Genomic DNA, 17,059 nt, shown 5'->3' on the forward strand with positions numbered 1-17,059 from the left:
TGACATTACGGGTTTTCATATGGATGCAGCAATGCATTCGGGATAAACCGCGATGCGCCGCGCTGAGATTGAAATCACGAATGACAGGGGGCCGCTACGGCCGACCTTGCCGTTTTTGCTGCGCAGCCTCGCCTATACAAGTCACCACATCCGCGCAAATCGCCCCCCCGGAAACATTCCGGCGCGGTGGGCGCGATTGGGTGCCATGGAACATTATGGCCAAGAAAATGCTAATCGACGCCACGCATGCCGAGGAAACTCGGGTTGTCGTGGTGGATGGAAACAAGGTTGAGGAATTTGACTTTGAAACCATTAATAAACGCCAGCTGGCTGGCAATATTTACCTCGCCAAAGTAACGCGGGTTGAACCGTCTTTGCAGGCGGCGTTCGTGGACTATGGCGGAAACCGCCACGGTTTCTTGGCCTTTGCCGAGATTCACCCCGATTATTACCAAATCCCAATGGCCGACCGTCAAGCGCTGCTTGATGAAGAGCGTGATTTGGCACGGGCCGAGGACGACGAAGAGAACGATAAGGAAAAAGACGCAGGGCGTAACCGCAGCCGCAACCGCCGCAGCAGCACGCGTGCGCAATCTTCTAAATCCAATGACGCGGTGAAAACCGCCGAGATTGGTGCAATGGACGTTGTCGATCTGGATGCCGATGATAACGCCGCGCAGGATGACGACACCGTTACTGACGCCGCAGGCCAAACGCCCGCGCCGCAAGAGCCCGTCGTTACTACGGCAGCCGACAGCGCTGATGTGGACAGTCATTCCGATGATGACAGCAGCAATGAGCCGTTTCGCGCGGTCAACACGGCCTCGGACACCGACAGTGAAATTGAATCGGTCGCCGATGAAGACGTAACCGAAGAAATCCGCGCCCCGCGTCGCCCGCGTGCGCGCCGCTATAAAATTCAAGAAGTTGTCAAAGTGCGCCAGATCATGCTGGTGCAGGTGGTCAAGGAAGAACGCGGCAACAAGGGTGCTGCGCTTACAACCTATTTGTCGCTTGCCGGTCGCTATTGCGTGCTTATGCCCAACACCGCACGTGGTGGTGGTATCTCGCGCAAAATCACCCAAGCCAATGACCGCAAAAAGCTGAAAGAGATCGCGTCCGAGATCAAAGTGCCAGAGGGCGCAGGTCTTATTATCCGGACCGCTGGGGCCAAGCGCACCAAGCCTGAAATCAAACGCGACTATGAATATCTGATGCGTCTGTGGGAGCAGATCCGCGAGTTGACCATGAAATCCATGGCACCCGCCGCGATCTATGAAGAAGGCAACCTGATCAAACGCTCGATCCGCGACCTTTACAGCCGCGAGATTGACGAAGTACTGGTTGAAGGCGCCGAAGGCTACCGCGTTGCCAAAGACTTTATGCGCATGATCATGCCAACGCATGCCAAGGCCGTGCAGCCCTATAACGACCCGACCCCGCTGTTCGCGCGGTTCCAAGTCGAAAGCTATCTCGGCGGCATGTTCAACCCGACTGTGCAGCTGAAATCTGGCGGCTATATCGTGATTGGCATCACCGAGGCACTGGTGGCGATTGACGTCAACTCGGGCCGCGCGACCAAAGAAGGCTCGATCGAGGAAACCGCGACCAAGACCAACCTTGAGGCCGCCGAAGAGGTGGCCCGCCAGTTGCGCTTGCGCGATTTGGCCGGTCTGATCGTGATTGACTTTATCGACATGGAAGACCGCCGCAACAACTTGGCGGTTGAGAAAAAGCTGAAAGACAAGCTGAAAACCGACCGCGCCCGCATTCAGGTTGGCCGGATTTCGGGCTTTGGCCTGCTGGAGATGAGCCGTCAGCGCTTGCGCCCCGGTATGTTGGAAAGCACGACCCAACCTTGCGCGCATTGCCACGGCACGGGCCTTATCCGCTCGGACGATAGCATGGCGCTGCAAATTCTGCGCGCTTTGGAAGAAGAGGGCACGCGCAAGCGGTCACGCGAGGTGTTGCTGCGCGCACCGATTGCCGTTGTGAACTTCCTGATGAACCAAAAGCGCGAGCATATCGCGATGATCGAGGCCCGCTACGGCATGTCGGTGCGCATTGAATGCGATCCGGCGATGATTAGCCCCGATTACACCATCGAAAAGTTCAAAACCGCCACGCGTGTGGTGGCCGAGGTGTCTGCGGCGATTTCGGGCAACTCTTCGTTCATGGGCGCGATTGAGGATGATATCGTAGATCCTGACATCCCATCTGAGGAAGAAGAAAACGCCGAGGTAGAGGTCACAACGCCTGCTGCTGAAGAAGAGCCAAAAGACGGCACCGGCCGCAAAAAGCGTCGTCGTCGTCGTCGTCGTCGCAGCGGTAGCGGGTCTGATGAAAACGGAACTGATGGCAACGATTCTGAAGAGTCGGATGACGACAGTGACGAGGCCGATAGCAAGCCTGCTGTCGCTGCCAAGGCCGCACCTGCTGTCGATCCGGCACCGGTCGATGCAACCGAAGAGGCGCCGAAAAAGCGTACTCGGTCGCGCAGCCGCAAGCCAAAGGTAGTGGTAGACGCTGCCGAGGCAACAGTCGCGGCTGATGCGACTGCTGCGCCAGCCAAAGCCGCGGATGACGCAGTTGCTGAAAAGCCAAAGCCCAAGCGGACGCGTAAACCAAAGGCCAAGGTGGAGGCCGCTGTTCCTGCCGAAAATGCAGTGCCAGAGACCCAGCAAGACACGGCTCAGCAAGACGTGGCCGAGACGGTTGCGGCGCCAGTGGTTGAGGCTGTCCCAGAGGTTGCAGCAACGCCAGCGCCCTCTGCACCAGAGCCGGTGGCCGCACCCGAACCGGCAGCACAGCAAGCTGAACCCGCGGTCGCCGAAGCTGAAGCGCCCAGCCCCGAAGCCGAGGCCTCGGATGAGGCTGCCAAGCCGAAGCGGCGCGGTTGGTGGAACCTCGGGCTCTAAGCGCGATACTTGAATGCAAAGGGCGCGGGGTCATTCCTGCGCCCTTTTGCTTTGGGCAGAGCGTTTCGCGCAAAAGCGTCACACGCAGCTTTTCCAGACTTCAAAATTCAACGCGTTAAGGGATGTGGCGTGTTTCAAACCAAACCTGAAACGCCCTTTTGCCCTAGCGAAAGACCACGCGCGCCCCAAAGCCACGGTAAAGTGACAATCTGTCGTGGTGACAAACCTGCGCAAATCGCGCTATGTCCATCGGGCAAACAAAGGAATAACCATGGCCGGAATTGACCTTATCGACGCAGCCTTGCTGCCAGCCATGATTGTGGCCTTGATGGCTGGCGTTTTGTCGTTTCTTTCGCCCTGTGTCTTGCCGATTGTACCGCCGTATCTGGCTTATATGGGCGGTATCAGTATGGGCGAAATGCAAGGCGGTAAGGCCCGCCGCCGCGTGCTGCTGCCTGCAATTTTCTTCGTGCTCGGCTTGTCGACAGTCTTTCTGTTCCTCGGTTTTACCGCCTCAATCTTTGGCACGTTTTTCCTGCAATATCAGGATATTCTGTCCAAAGTTTCTGGCGTGACCGTCATCATCTTTGGCCTGCATTTTCTGGGCATCTTTCGCATAAGCATTCTTGACCGTGAGGCGCGCTTGGATGCGGGTGATCGCGGCGGTTCGGCTTTTGGCGCCTATCTTTTGGGGCTGGCGTTTGCCTTTGGCTGGACGCCCTGCATCGGCCCACAGCTTGGGGCGATCTTATCGCTTGCGGCGTCCGAGGCGAATTTGGTGCGGGGGACCGCTTTGCTGGGCGTCTATGCCTTGGGGTTGGGCCTGCCGTTCATCTTGGCGGCAGTGTTTATTGAACGTGCGGTGGGCGTCATGTCACGGCTGAAACGCCATATGAAAACGATTGAGCGTGCGATGGGGGCGTTGCTTATCATCGTTGGGTTGGCCCTGCTGACCGGTGCGTTTTCTGCTTTTTCCTTTTGGCTGCTTGAAACCTTTCCTGCGCTGAGTGTTTTGGGCTAAAGGCCTGTAAAAGCCCATAGTTTTGCCCCAGTTTATCGGCATACTGGCCCTGCAAGTTAAGGGGTGGGCCCATGTCAGATATTCAACCTGGTGAAGACGGGCAACCTGTTGAAGGCGGCGCGCGCGCGGGGCAGGTTTTGCGCCGCCGCGTGTTCTATATTCCGGGGTATGATCCATTCCACCCGCGCCGCTACCGCGAGTTGTATCGCAAGGAATCTGCGGCGCAGGCGGCCACTTCGAGCTATTCCCTGCATTTAACCCCCAAGCAATCGGGTGGCACCTATGGGTGGGAGGTCGCCGCACATATCGACGGAGCCGATGTCCAAACACAGATTGACGTGCTAGTGTGGTCTGACATTGTGAAAAGCTCGATGGATACGGGGCTGGTTGCCACCTATCTGCAACTGCTGCGCACCGCGTGGATCTACATTTGCTCGGGGGCGCTGTGGCGATTGACGCAGTTGCGCAAGGGGCCGGTGATTGCGGCGCTGTATCCGGTGGTGTTTTTGCTGGGGCAGTTGGCTTTGGCGGTTCTGGCTGCGGGCATGGTTGTCCGGCTTGGCCAAGCGTTGGTTGTGCCGAATCTGGGTTGGGCGGGGCAAATGCTTGCACTGCTCGCCGGGCTTGGGGTGGCGGGGCTGCTGTTGCGCTGGTTTCGCAAGATCGACAACAGGGTTTTCGCCTATTACCTGATGCATGACTATGCCTATTCGGCGCAGTTCAAAGGCGCGAACCCGCCCGAACTTGAAACCCGAATGACGGGTTTTGCCGACGCTATCGCCGAGGCTTTGCAGGATGATATTGATGAGGTTTTGCTCGTCGGCCATTCTTCGGGGGTGCATTTGGCCGTGTCGGTTTTGGCAGATCTTATTCGGGCAGGGCGGGTGCCAAAGTTGGGGCCCGCTTTGTCGTTTCTGTCTTTGGGGCAGGTGGTGCCGATGGTGTCATTCCTGCCGCAAGCGCAGCGCCTGCGCGCCGATTTGGCCTTTCTGGCGGCCAGTGACGCGTTGGTTTGGGTCGATGTAACGGCCCCCGGTGATGGTTGCGCTTTTGCATTGTGCGATCCGGTTGCGGTATCCGGGGTGGCGCCGGTTGGAAAGCGCTGGCCATTGGTGTTTTCTGCGGCCTTCACGCAATCCTTGTCACCTGCGCGCTGGAAAGAGCTGCGCTGGCGGTTCTTTCGCCTGCATTTCCAATATCTTTGCGCCTTTGATCGGCCGCGCGACTATGATTATTTTCAAATCACGGCAGGGCCGCTGACACTTGGCGCACGGTATCAAGGGCGGCCTGCATCGCAATCTCGTATCGAGGCGCCCGTGAATAAATATACATCGGTGACGCCATGACCCCGCCAAAACCCCCTGCGCGGCCAGACAAGGTGTCGCTATGGCGCTACTTGCACTTGTTCCGCCAAGATATCCTCTCGGCACAACCCGCGCGGCTGTATCGTGCGTGGATGGCCGAGTTTCGCACCCCGTTTTTTCGCAGCTATCTGTGCAATGATCCGGCCTTGGTGCGGCTGGTTTTGAATGAGCGGCCCGACGACTTTCCAAAATCCAACCGGATAGGTGAGGGCTTGCGGCCCTTGCTCGGCAACGCGGTTTTTGTGACTAATGGTGATGTTTGGAAACGCCAGCGGCGTATCATCGACCCGGCGTTTGAAGGCGGGCGCATCCGCGAAACTTTTCCGGCGATGTATGCGGCGGGGCAGGCGGCGGTCGCGCGGATAACGCCGGGCGTGCAAGAGATTGAACCAGAGATGAGCCACGCCGCCGCTGATGTGATCTTTCGCACGTTGTTTTCCATCCCGATTGAGCATGAGATTGCATCGCAGGTTTTTGACCAGTTCCGTGCCTATCAGCGTGAACAGCCGATCTTGAATCTGGCGGCCTTCTTGCCACTGCCGCGTGGGTTTCCACGCTTTCATTCGCGGCGCACCAAGCAAACGGCGGCGCAGATCAGGGGGCTTATTCGCGCCTTGACCCTGCAAAGGGCAGACCAAATCGCGGCGGGGACGGCACCGGATGATTTGGCCACGAAGATTATGACCACCCCCGACCCGATATCGGGGCAGTGTTTCAATACCGAAGAGATGATCGATCAAGTCGCGATTTTCTTTCTGGCGGGGCATGAAACTTCGGCATCAGCTTTGGGCTGGGCGCTGTATTTGCTGGCGATGTACCCCGAGGTGCAAGATCGGGTTGCCGAGGAGGCGGCGGCGATTACCGATGCGCCCGATTTTGCTGTGATGGGTAAGCTGAAATTCAGCCGCGATGTGTTTCGTGAGGCGCTGCGGCTGTATCCGCCGGTGCCAATGATGGTGCGGGAAAACCAACGCCCCGAAATGTTTCGGGGGCGCGCTGTGGCGCCCGGCGGGCAGGTGGTTTTAAGCCCGTGGCATCTGCACCGGCATGCCAGAATATGGGAGAGACCGGATGAATTTGACCCCGATCGCTGGCAGACCGAGGCAGGGCGGGGCTGTGCTCGCGACGCGTTTATTCCGTTCTCAACGGGGCCACGGGTCTGTCCGGGGGCGGGATTCGCGATGGTTGAGGGACCGCTTTTGCTGGCGATGTTGGTGCGAGAATTTCGCCTTGAAACAGTGCCAGATAAACAGCCTGTTCCGGTGGCGCATTTGACGGTGCGCGCGCGGGATGGGATTTGGTTGGATGTGAAAAGGCGTCGTTAGCGCAGGCTGCGGTAGTGGTTCAGCACAAACACTCGAATAGCCGAGGCAAGTCCGATATCGGTTTGGCGAGATTCGTCGATTTCAATCGCAAGCGCGTTGATGGTCAGGTCGCGCTGGGTTGCGATGTCACGGAAGGCTTGCCAAAACTCGGCCTCTAGCGACACCGAGGTGCGGTGCCCGCGCAGGGTGAGCGAGTGTTTGACGGGGCGCTCGGGTGCGCGGCTCATGGCTTGGTGTCAGGGTCGAGCGCGTGACCGTCGAGGACGCGCTTGACCTTGTCTTTACGGGCGGCCTCGGCAAGTTTTTCGGCCTTTGTGCGGCCAAATTTGGCGGCGTTGGCATCGGCCTGCGCACGTGTACCGGCCTTCGCCTTGGCCTTTTTCACGCTGCGCAGGTTGATGATTTCGGCCATGTCATGTCCGTTTCGGTTGTAGGTGGCTCAGACTTTAAACATAGGGTGTTCGAAGTCTGAGCCGCATTTTGGCATTTCGCAACCAAGAACGACCTTAGCCTTTCGGGCCGATCATATCCTCGGGGCGCACAACGCGGTCAAAGGTTTCGCCGTCGACGAGGCCCAAAGCGATGGCCTCTTCGCGCAAGGTCGTGCCGTTTTTATGCGCGGTTTTGGCAACTTTGGTGGCGTTGTCATAGCCGATTGTCGGCGCCAATGCGGTAACCAGCATCAGCGATTCCTTCATCAGCTTGTCGATGCGCGCGGTGTTGGCCTGCGTGCCGACGACCATGTTGTCGGTAAAGCTGCCCGCAGCGTCGCCCAAAAGCTGCATGGATTGCAACAGGTTATAGGACATCATCGGGTTGTAGACGTTCAGCTCAAAATGACCTTGAGAGCCTGCGAAACCAATGGCGGCATCATTGCCCATGACATGGGCGCAAACCATGGTCAGCGCCTCGGCTTGGGTCGGGTTTACCTTGCCCGGCATGATGGACGAGCCGGGCTCGTTTTCTGGCAGGATCAATTCGCCAAGGCCGGAACGCGGGCCGGAGCCCAAGAGCCGTAGGTCATTTGCGATTTTGAACAGGCTGGCGGCCACGGTTTTCAAAGCCCCCGAGAACATGACCATCGCGTCATGCGCAGCCAGCGATTCGAATTTATTAGGCGCGGTCACAAACGGCAGGTTGGTGATGGCTGCTATTTCAGCGGCGACGCGGGTATCCCAGCCAACACGGGTGTTCAGGCCAGTGCCAACGGCCGTGCCGCCTTGGGCCAGCTCATAAATATCGGGCAGGCAGGATTTGACGCGCTCAATCCCTTTGGCGACTTGGTGGGCGTAGCCGGAAAACTCCTGCCCCAAGGTCAGCGGGGTCGCGTCTTGGGTATGGGTGCGGCCGATTTTGATGATGTCTTTGAATTCGTTCTGTTTTACAACCAGTGCCGCGTGCAGTTTTTCAAGGCCGGGAAGCAAAACATCGCGCGCCATCATGCCGGTGGCGACGTGCATCGCTGTGGGGAAGGTGTCGTTCGACGACTGGCCCATATTGCAATGATCATTGGGGTGAACAGGCTTTTTGCTGCCCATCACGCCGCCCAGCATTTCAATCGCACGGTTTGAGATCACCTCATTCGCGTTCATGTTGGATTGGGTGCCGGAACCGGTTTGCCAAACAACCAAAGGGAAGTTGTCATCAAACTTGCCATCGATCACCTCTTGCGCGGCCTCACCGATGGTTTTGCCGATGTCAGCAGGCATATCGCCTTGGACCACGTTGACGGTGGCGCAGGCCTTTTTAATCACGCCAAGCGCGCGGATGATGGCCACGGGCTGCTTTTCCCAGCCGATTGGGAAGTTCATGATCGAGCGCTGGGTTTGGGCGCCCCAATATTTATCGGCAGGGACTTCGAGCGGGCCAAAGCTGTCGGTTTCGGTACGTGTTGCGGACATTATGCGCTCCTGATGGGCCTGAATTTGGGGTATTCTTAGGGCTTTGAGCGTAGAAAATCAATCGGTATACGGCGGCATACAGTCGCAACCCGCATTAGATATGCGTGCGTTTGAGGATATAGACCTGCGCGGGCGGGAAATTGGCCCAGACTTTCTTGGCCTTGGTCGCGGTCAGGCCAAGGGCCGAGAGGCCTTCGGGCGACAGCGGCGTGGTGTGGCCATAGGTGAATTGGATGAAAATGCCGTCGGGGCGCATCACCTGAAAGGCGGCGGATACGATTTCGCGGCGCAGGGCGCGCGGCATCGACAGCAGCGGAAGGCCCGACACGACCGCGCCGACGGTGGCAGGCATCAGGTTTGGCGCCTCTTGCGCGCCGGTGACGTGCAGCGTGGTGCCGGGAAAGCGTTTGGAAACGGTTTCGGCAAAGACGGGGTTCATTTCAAACAGCGTCAGATCTTGGGGGCGTACGCCACGCGCAAGTATAGCACTGGTGATGATGCCGGTGCCGGGGCCAAATTCGACCACGGGGCCGGTATCGGGGCCAACGTGTTCTGCCATTGCAGCGCCGAGCGCACGCGATGACGGGACCAGCGATGAGGTTTGCTTGGGTTGCAAAACCGCTTGTTTCAGAAAGAACGCGAGTTCAGACAACATGGTTTTGCCCTATGGCTATGTGATTATTTGCGAAATTTGTCAAGCGAGACCACGTCGGCATCGCGATGCGGCTTTTCAGGCGTATCGTCGTCTTCGTCAAGGCCTTCTTCTTCGTCATCCTCCTCGTCGTCGTCATCTTCTTGTGACTCGAACCGCAGGCCGAATTCGACCGAAGGGTCGACGAAGGTGCGCAGGGCGTCGAATGGCACGACCATCGGTTCGGGATTGTTGCCGAAATTAAGGGTGATGGAAAAACCGGTGTCGGTTACATCAAGGTTTTCGAACCAGTTTTGAATGACGATGGTCATCTCGGTCGGATAGCGCGCGCGCAGCCAGTCGGCGATGATCACATCGGGGTGCGTTGTGTCGAAGGTTATGAAAAAATGGTGGTTGCCCGGTAGGCCGTGCAGCGACACATCGGTCAGGACGGACTGAATAAGCCCGCGCATCGCATTATGCATAAGGTTGCCGTAGTCGATGGTGCGGGCCATGCGTTTATCCTTTTGTCGATTCAGGCAAGCATAGGGGATTTGGGGTCGAAAGGAAGAGGTGCCGGTGCTGAAAATAGCGGCAGTTAGATGAGGGTCGGGATTGTACCAAGGGCGGCACACAGCACAAGGGTCGATGTAAGGCCCCAATGGCGGGCAAAGATGAGCCAGATTGCCAGCAGGGCAAGGGCTGCCGCGATTGGGTCCAAGCTGGTGGGATGCGGTACGATCAGGGTCGTGGGGCCGAATTTCCACTGGCCGAGCTGGCCAAACAGCACATGCAGCGCGAACCAAAGCGATAGGTTGGCGATAACGCCGACCACGGCAGCCGTGATCGCGGCGAGGGCGGACGACAGACGTGGCGCGTGTTCCAGCCGTGCGATAAGGGGGGCGCCGGTGAAGATCCACAGAAAACAGGGGGCAAAGGTCATCCACAGCGCGACCGTGGCGGCGGCAAGCCCAAGGGGCAGCCCGCCTTTGCCGTGGCCTGCGAGGAAGGCCACAAACTCGGTGACCAAGATCAGGGGGCCGGGGGTGGTTTCGGCAAGCCCCAAAGCATCGATCATTTGTGGCAGGCTCAGCCACGCTTTTTCTTGGACGACGGCTTGGGTTAACCAAGCCAGTACCGCATAAGCGCCGCCAAAGGTGAGGACCGCGAGTTTAGAGAACAAAAGCCCGATTTCGAACAAGAAACCCGCGCCGGTCAGCCAGAGTGCCGCCAGTGGCAGCAACCAGATTACGGCCCAAAGCACGGCAGGGCACAAGATTTTGGCCCAGTCTAGAGGCGGATTTGATGAGGGTGCGGGTTTGGGTGCAGGGCCCGTGAAAAAGCCGATCACCCCTGCGCCCAATACGACCAAAGGAAAGGGCAGGTTAAACAGAAACAACGCCAAAAAAGCCGCAACGGCGAGTTCCCTATGTAACCACCCTTTCAACGCGCGCTTTGAAATTTTCCACAGTGCGTGCAGAACGATTGCCAAAACCGCCGCTTGGACGCCGCGCAGCAAGGCTGCCATCAGCGGCACATCGACAAAACTTGCGTAAAGCATAGCAAGGATGAGGACCACCAGCGCGCCGGGCAACACAAACAAAAGCCCCGCGATCAAGCCTCCGGCTGTGCCGCGCAGGCGCCAGCCGGAATAGGTGGCAAGCTGCATCGCCTCGGGGCCGGGCAGCATCATGCAAAACGACAGCGCGCGCAGGTATTCGGCCTCGGTCAGCCACGGGCGTTGTTCGACCAACTCGCGGTGCATCAGGGCGATTTGGGCGGCAGGGCCACCGAAAGAGAGCAGGCCGATGCGGGCGAAGACACGGATGAATTCGGAAAGCTGGGGCAAGGGATTTTCCTTGTGGGTGGGGCGCGCGGGGCAAAGGCTGGTGCCTCCGGCGGGGATATTTTTACCGAAAAGAAAGCGGGCGTTATTTTGGGGTGGCGGGCCAGTCGTGGGTTTCATCCAAGCCATCGCGGGCCCAGCGGTAGAGCGCGTCATAGAGTGGCATGGCGGCGTTGAGCTGTTGCAGGTCATCCTTATACATGCGCGAAAGGCCGACCGAGAGGGCAAGCAGGCCTGCGGCTTGGGGCGCGAGATCATGGCGGTCAGTGTCTGCCGCGCGGATGATCTGCGCCAAGCGGTTCATCGCGGGTGAGGCGAGGCCGAATTCTGTGACCATCGTGTCAAAGCTGCACGTGTCCTCGCGGTGCGACCAGAATGTGTTTTCAACATCAAAGGGGAGTGCGTTGAAGCGCCCTGCGATGGCAGTGACCTCGGATGGAGAGACATAGAGAAATTCGGCCTGCGGATTGACAAAGCGGCGGATCAGCCACGGGCAGGCGATGCGGTCGATTTTTGGCCTGTGGCGGGTGACCCAGCGGTTGGTGCCCGCTAGGATGCTTGCGGGGGTGAGGGGCAGTTTTTCTGTTGCCCAAGCTGCAAACCCGCCTTCCAGTGTTTCGGCGGCTATCCCATGGCAGCGTAGCAGGGCGGCGGCACCCTGTGACAGTTTTAGCCCGTGCTCGCAGATGACAATGGCGCGGGTGCTTTGCAAGCTTGAGATGTCGGTGTGGGGCAGGCGGCGGGCGGTGGGGATAAGCCGTGGGTCGGCGTTGAAATCTTCGTCGATGCGCACGTCGATCAGATTAGGGGAATCCGGAGTGCCGATCAGGCGGGCAAGCTGGGACGGGGTGATTTGGTTTGGGCCGGGCATAGGACATCCTGTTTGGGGTTTGGGATGCGATGCTTGGGCTGGCGCCTCACGGGGCGTTCGCGGGCCCCATTTGGTAATGTTAGCGTGTAGAGCGTTGTAAGGTCAAGCCTGACAGCGTTATGCGCCTACAGCGTTTCGCGTTAAACCTGAACCACATATCGCCGTCTGAAATCAAAGATTTCAACGCGTTATGTGATACTTCATCTATCACGCAAAACGCTTTAGCCCGTAGGCTTGACCAATTCGCGCAGCAGTTTGGCGCGGATGGCGCGGGGGTAATCGTCAAGGCCGCGTGCGGTTATGACAAATCCTTTTGGGGTGATGACCCAGTTTTTGTAGAAGTTGGAGGTGGGGGACGAGGGGCCCATATCTTCAATCGCTATGGCGTTTATAGCGATGTTTAGGGCGATGGCATCGCGGCGGGCGCGGGCAACCGTGTGGCCTGCATTTTCGGGGCCATCGCCCGAGATATCAATGACATGGCGGGTGCAATCGGGAACCTGAGCGAATTGTGCTGTGGCAAACGTTATGGCTTGGCCGACAGCGGTATCCGAACCGGTGAACGCGCGTGGCAGGGTGCGGGTGGTTTGGGCAAAGCGTTGCAACGATTGTGGGGAGAGCATGCGTTGCCAAAGAATGGCGAGCGATTGGCGGCCCAAGCCGGACCATTGCACCACGGCCAAGGCGGATTGGCCTTGCAACAGAATCGCTGCGACCTCGGGGTCTTGGAGTGCGGTGTAAAGCCCGCCGATTTGCTGCGCGTATTCGCCTTTGTCGATGGACCCCGAGACATCGATTGCCAGCAAAAGGGCGGTGTCACAGGCCTTGGCCGGTTGGGTTAGGCAGAGGCAAAGGGCGATGAGGCGTAGCATTTGGCAAGTGTGGCGCGGCCGGTGCGGCCGCGCAAGCCTTTAGTGGATATAAACAAAGCCGCCGGTTTCGCCCAGCAGCGGGCCATGATCGGCAGAGGTGGGTTTTAGCATCGCGTCAAGCAGCACCGAGGCGGGGGTCCAATAGGGGATGTACCAATCTTGATCGACTTCAAGGATCAGCACGCGGTCGGATTGCGCATCATAGGCGCCGATCAACGAGATATGCGGGCCGTCCCAATCGCCGGTCACCACGCCTTGGTTGAAGTAGACCAACAGGGCGTCATCGGCCGAGGCTTCGTTTTCCGTCAGCAGTTTGCGCATCTCATCCGCGCCGGCGGCATCTTTGGGGTGAAAGGTGTCAACCACTTTCTTGCTGCCCGTGGCGGTGAGCGCCTGCTGGGTAAAACTGGCCAGTTGGTCGAATTTAACGCCTGCGCCGTCCTCAGATGACAGGGCCAGCCATTCGACATTGCCTGTCAGGGCCAGCAAGGATTGTTGCGACATGATTTGCTCTTCGGCCAAAGGGGGCAGGCCGTTAAGGCCGTTGAGGGCCGCAGTTACCGAGGCGATGGAACAGGCCGAGGCGGTGAACTGCGGTTTCACAAAGGCGGAAAAGGCCCAGTAATCGGGCGCGGGGTTGGTGCGCAGAAAGGTGGTGTCGCTGGTGATCGGCGTGGCGTTCGGCCCCAGTTTGGGTGCGTCTTGGGCGATCGCGGGCAGGGCAAGGGTTGTGAAGAGGAGGGCGAGGGAAAGGCGCATGTTTGGCTCCGGTTTTTACACAAGGAAGGGTAGCGGAATGTTGGCCTTGGGCAAGAGGTTAGGTTGGCCTCGGTGCATCAGCGGCCATTTGCGCAAGCGTGGCTGTGGTGTTCAGGTTGCGGGTGGTGCCCTGCGCCATTGCGGGCAGTCGCAGTTTGCTGCGGCCCATGCCGGAGGGGTAGTGGATGAAAATTTCGGCGGTGCTGAGGGCGATTTCCTCCTCCGTCTGCCCTTTGGCGGTGCTTGCTGTATCGGGCGGTGGGGCCGAGTTCAGGAACAGCACGCCAACCTTGCTTGGATCAGCGCCCTTAAAGGGATTGGCACGCAAGACGGCCACCATTTCGGCGGCAGTGCGCAGGATAACGCAAACTGGTGCCCCCGCATGGGTTTGCAGGCGCGATTCCAGCGCGGTTTTCGCTGCCGCAGGATCGGGAGCAAGATCGGGCGGCGTAAAGATAAGGTTGCCCGATTGGATGTAGGTCTGCACGTCTAGAAAACCTATTTCAGACGCCATACGGCGCAGATCGGACATGGGCAGCATACCTGTGCCACCAACATTAACGGCACGTAGCAGGGCGATGAACTTGGCCATGTGCGGTCAGGCTTTGGCTGTAATGTTTGGGTTTGAAGCACAGCCCCCAGCGACGGGGACAAGCGGTGTTCGCGGGCGGCGAGTATGCGGGCTTTGCGGTGAATGAGCCAAAGGTCGTGCTCCATAGGCGCGTTGACTGTGATGATTTGCAGGTGATCACGCGCAGCATAGGCTGAATGGGAACGAACAATAGGGCGTATTTTCTGGCGCAGGTCAGTTTTTTTCACCTGCCCCGATCTCTTTGAAAAACCGGTCAGTATCTGCGCGGATCGCATGTCTTTTATCATCTGTCATGCGGTCTAGGCTTTGATACATAAACCCCATCCGTGGATTGCCGCGTAATATGTCTGCGTTGCGGGCGATAAAATCCCAATAGAGATAGTTGAACGGGCAGGCTTTGGGGCCGTTCTTTACGCTGGGGCTGTAGCGACAAGACCCGCAATAATTCGACATTTTGTTAATATAGGTGCCGCTGGCCGCGTAGGGCTTTGACGCCATCAAGCCGCCATCGGCGAACAAAATCATGCCGGTCACATTTGGTAATTCGACCCATTCATAGGCATCGGCATAGACCAGCAGATACCATTCATTCACCTGCTCGGGGTCTAGCCCCGCGATCAAGGCAAAGTTGCCCAAGACCATAAGGCGTTGAATGTGATGGGCATAGGCGTGGCGCTTGGTCTCGGAAATGCATTGGTGCATGCAGTTCATCTGCGTGTCTGCCGTCCAGTAAAAATCGGGTAGCGTGCGCTTGGCGTCAAAGACGTTCATCGTTTTATAGTCCGGCATTTTCAGCCAATAAATGCCGCGCACATATTCCCGCCAGCCTAGGATTTGCCGGATAAACCCCTCAACCGCGTTCAGGGGCGCGCGGCCGTCATGATAGGCGGCCTCGGCGCGGGCGATACATTCCATCGGGGTCAACAGACCGCAGTTCAGATAAAGCCCGATGTGGCTGTGATACATCCAAGGCTCATCTTGGATCATCGCATCTTGATAATCGCCAAACAGCGGCAGCCGTTCATCGACGAACATATCCAAGGCCTGCAACGCCGCATCACGGGTCACGGCAAAATGGAACGGGTGAATGTCGCCGAAATGGTCAGGGAAATGCTGGGCCACCAGTGCAATGACGTCTTGGGTGATATCATCCACATCCGCGTGAAAGGGAGCGGGGACTGTCAGGTTTTTGGGTGGGGATTTGCGATTGTCACTATCATAATTCCACTGCCCCCCAACGGGGGTGTCACCGTTCATCAGCACCGCATGTTTGCGCCGCATGTCACGGTAGAAATACTCCATCCGCAGTTGCTTGCGGCCCTTGGCCCAAGCGGCGAATTCATCCGTTGCGCATAAAAACCGGTCGTCGGGGCGGATTGTGACAGGCACGCCTAAAGCATCCGACCAGCCCTGCATATCGGTCAGTAAACGGTATTCGCCGGGGGCGGTGACGATCACCTCGGCAATATCATGCAAGCCCATGAGCCGCGCCACTTCACCGCGCAAAGACCCCGTATTTTCGGGATCGTCGTAGGTCACGTAGGTGACGTTGAACCCCTCCGCTCGAAGTGTCTGCGCGAAATGGCGCATCGCCGAGAACAAGAACACGATCTTCTTTTTGTGGTGCTTCACATAGGTCGCCTCTTGGCGGACCTCACAGATCAAAATCACATCGCCTTTGTGGGCATCAGACAGGCTTGATGCCCACAAAGACAACTGATCGCCAAGGATTAACCGAAGTTTCATCTGGGCGCCCCGTTTTGCAATGACGTCAAGACGCGCAAGCGGCGGTGGACAACACGACTTCGGCCTTTGCACCCATAGTGGCCACAGCTGTTTTGCCTTGGGCGGTCAAGGACACTGTCGCATCGTTGATCTCGTCATTTGACACAGTGATGGCGCGCGTGCCTTTTGTGTCATCGACATCAATCGTGAATGCAATTTTTTGACCGGTGCCAAAGCCATTCATGGAAAGCGTCGCGGTCTGATCGCCATCCGAGATCACGGGCAGGCTGGCCAGCAGATCTGCGCCCTCGGTCACTTCAAAAGGTTGGAAGACCTCCACACCCGCGCCTGCACCCGTTACGTCGAAAATCAGGCCGGCATTTGACGCGGCAAAGTCGATAATCAGCTTGGCCGGCCCGATATCACAGGTGCCTTCATTTGTGATGATGAACCTATCCTTGGGCGCGCCTTCTAGAAACTGAACTCGGACGTCAGCAAAGGATGGCGCAGCGCAGAGTGCCGCGCAGATGGCGATTGGTAGTTTTTTCATGGTCATTCCAATGTTTTTGAAGGCCAATGTTCTTGAAGGCCAATGTTCTTGAAGGGGCGAACGCGCGGCTGTCGCCAAATCGGCGGGCATACGAAACTGCTGCCCGCCGCCTTGGCAGTAAAACTACGGCGAAACATGCGCGGCCTCCTCTCAGGTTTATCATCAGCTGTGTGCTTGATATGTCTGATACGTGTCTTGGCCGCTATTGGATCATTCAAAACTGGCAAAAGCCAAGCCGTGGCGTGTTCAGTCTTTCTTTTCAACCTGCTCAATCGGGTGGCCTTGCTTTTCCCAGCCTGAAAACCCTTCGCGCAGGTGGGCCGCGTCAAACCCCATATCTTGCAAGGTTGCCGTGGTCAGCGCAGATCGCCAGCCTGAAGCGCAGTGAAAAACGAATTTTTTATCTTCGCCAAAGATCGGCTTGAAATAGGGGCTGTCTGGGTCGACCCAAAATTCGATCATGCCGCGTGGTGCGTGAAAGCTGCCGGGAATGAACCCGCTGCGCTGGCGTTCGCGGATATCGCGCAGATCGACGATCACCACATTCGGATCATCGACCATGGCCAACAGATCCGCAATCTCAACTTCTTCGATGCGAGAGCGAGCCGTTGCGACCATCTCGGCGACACCTGTCATCAGTTTTTTCATAACGCGTTCCTGTGCTGTTATTTCGAACATGTTTTA

General features: G+C 58.0%; 17 protein-coding genes. 4 read left to right on the forward strand and 13 right to left on the reverse strand.

Translation table 11 applies throughout. The features are described from left to right. Positions 1-215 precede the first annotated feature (215 nt). The 4 genes from ACEN2J_RS13450 (at position 216) to ACEN2J_RS13465 (ending at position 6,628) form a co-directional block, all read left to right on the forward strand. Positions 216-2,918: an Rne/Rng family ribonuclease gene (locus ACEN2J_RS13450; protein ID WP_442106590.1), complete on the forward strand. Its 2,703-nt coding sequence runs from the start codon at positions 216-218 to the stop codon at positions 2,916-2,918. A gap of 271 nt (positions 2,919-3,189) precedes the next feature. Continuing rightward, positions 3,190-3,939 carry a cytochrome c biogenesis CcdA family protein gene (locus ACEN2J_RS13455; protein WP_442106592.1) on the forward strand — a complete coding sequence of 250 codons (750 nt, stop codon included), beginning with the start codon at positions 3,190-3,192 and terminating at the stop codon, positions 3,937-3,939. A 71-nt stretch (positions 3,940-4,010) separates the two neighbouring features. Continuing rightward, complete coding sequence (locus ACEN2J_RS13460; RefSeq protein ID WP_442106594.1) at positions 4,011-5,285, forward strand: hypothetical protein; 1,275 nt, start codon at positions 4,011-4,013, stop codon at positions 5,283-5,285. After that, a complete protein-coding gene (locus tag ACEN2J_RS13465) occupies positions 5,282-6,628 on the forward strand; it encodes a cytochrome P450 (RefSeq protein ID WP_442106595.1) in 1,347 nt (448 codons plus the stop codon). Before ACEN2J_RS13460 ends, ACEN2J_RS13465 begins: the two co-directional genes overlap by 4 nt. On the opposite strand, the gene ACEN2J_RS13470 is transcribed toward ACEN2J_RS13465, so the two are convergent. The 13 genes from ACEN2J_RS13470 to ACEN2J_RS13530 form a co-directional block, all read right to left on the reverse strand. After that, a complete protein-coding gene (locus ACEN2J_RS13470; protein WP_442106597.1) occupies positions 6,625-6,855 on the reverse strand; it encodes a ribbon-helix-helix domain-containing protein in 231 nt (76 codons plus the stop codon). The two genes, ACEN2J_RS13465 and ACEN2J_RS13470, sit on opposite strands and share 4 nt — an antisense overlap. Continuing rightward, positions 6,852-7,040 (reverse strand): DUF4169 family protein, encoded by a 189-nt coding sequence (locus ACEN2J_RS13475; RefSeq protein WP_442106599.1) that lies wholly within the window; start codon positions 7,038-7,040, stop codon positions 6,852-6,854. Before ACEN2J_RS13475 ends, ACEN2J_RS13470 begins: the two co-directional genes overlap by 4 nt. Before the next feature lie 94 nt (positions 7,041-7,134). Further along, positions 7,135-8,529, reverse strand: a complete 1,395-nt coding sequence (gene fumC, locus ACEN2J_RS13480) for a class II fumarate hydratase (protein WP_442106601.1) — start codon at positions 8,527-8,529, stop codon at positions 7,135-7,137. Between the two features lie 94 nt (positions 8,530-8,623). After that, a complete protein-coding gene (locus ACEN2J_RS13485; protein WP_442106603.1) occupies positions 8,624-9,184 on the reverse strand; it encodes a class I SAM-dependent methyltransferase in 561 nt (186 codons plus the stop codon). Between the two features lie 23 nt (positions 9,185-9,207). Next, positions 9,208-9,675: an SspB family protein gene (locus ACEN2J_RS13490; RefSeq protein WP_442106604.1), complete on the reverse strand. Its 468-nt coding sequence runs from the start codon at positions 9,673-9,675 to the stop codon at positions 9,208-9,210. Positions 9,676-9,758: 83 nt separating this feature from the next. Further along, positions 9,759-11,009: a chromate efflux transporter gene (gene chrA, locus ACEN2J_RS13495; protein WP_442106606.1), complete on the reverse strand. Its 1,251-nt coding sequence runs from the start codon at positions 11,007-11,009 to the stop codon at positions 9,759-9,761. An 82-nt stretch (positions 11,010-11,091) separates the two neighbouring features. Next, entirely contained in the window at positions 11,092-11,877 is a 786-nt protein-coding gene (locus tag ACEN2J_RS13500; RefSeq protein ID WP_442106608.1) for a chromate resistance protein ChrB domain-containing protein, read from the reverse strand. Between the two features lie 221 nt (positions 11,878-12,098). Beyond that, entirely contained in the window at positions 12,099-12,749 is a 651-nt protein-coding gene (locus ACEN2J_RS13505; RefSeq protein WP_442106610.1) for a DUF1194 domain-containing protein, read from the reverse strand. A gap of 39 nt (positions 12,750-12,788) precedes the next feature. Further along, a complete protein-coding gene (locus tag ACEN2J_RS13510; RefSeq protein WP_442106611.1) occupies positions 12,789-13,508 on the reverse strand; it encodes a phytochelatin synthase family protein in 720 nt (239 codons plus the stop codon). Between the two features lie 58 nt (positions 13,509-13,566). Next, positions 13,567-14,100 (reverse strand): DUF1697 domain-containing protein, encoded by a 534-nt coding sequence (locus ACEN2J_RS13515; RefSeq protein WP_442106613.1) that lies wholly within the window; start codon positions 14,098-14,100, stop codon positions 13,567-13,569. Positions 14,101-14,313: 213 nt separating this feature from the next. Continuing rightward, entirely contained in the window at positions 14,314-15,846 is a 1,533-nt protein-coding gene (locus ACEN2J_RS13520; protein WP_442106615.1) for a cryptochrome/photolyase family protein, read from the reverse strand. Between the two features lie 25 nt (positions 15,847-15,871). Next, complete coding sequence (locus ACEN2J_RS13525; RefSeq protein ID WP_442106617.1) at positions 15,872-16,375, reverse strand: aggregation factor core; 504 nt, start codon at positions 16,373-16,375, stop codon at positions 15,872-15,874. Between the two features lie 246 nt (positions 16,376-16,621). Next, positions 16,622-17,023, reverse strand: coding sequence for a rhodanese-like domain-containing protein (locus ACEN2J_RS13530; protein WP_442106619.1), 402 nt, complete (start codon positions 17,021-17,023; stop codon positions 16,622-16,624). Positions 17,024-17,059: the final 36 nt, after the last annotated feature.

This window comes from Pseudorhodobacter sp. W20_MBD10_FR17 (assembly GCF_052119765.1).
GTDB lineage: Bacteria > Pseudomonadota > Alphaproteobacteria > Rhodobacterales > Rhodobacteraceae > Pseudorhodobacter.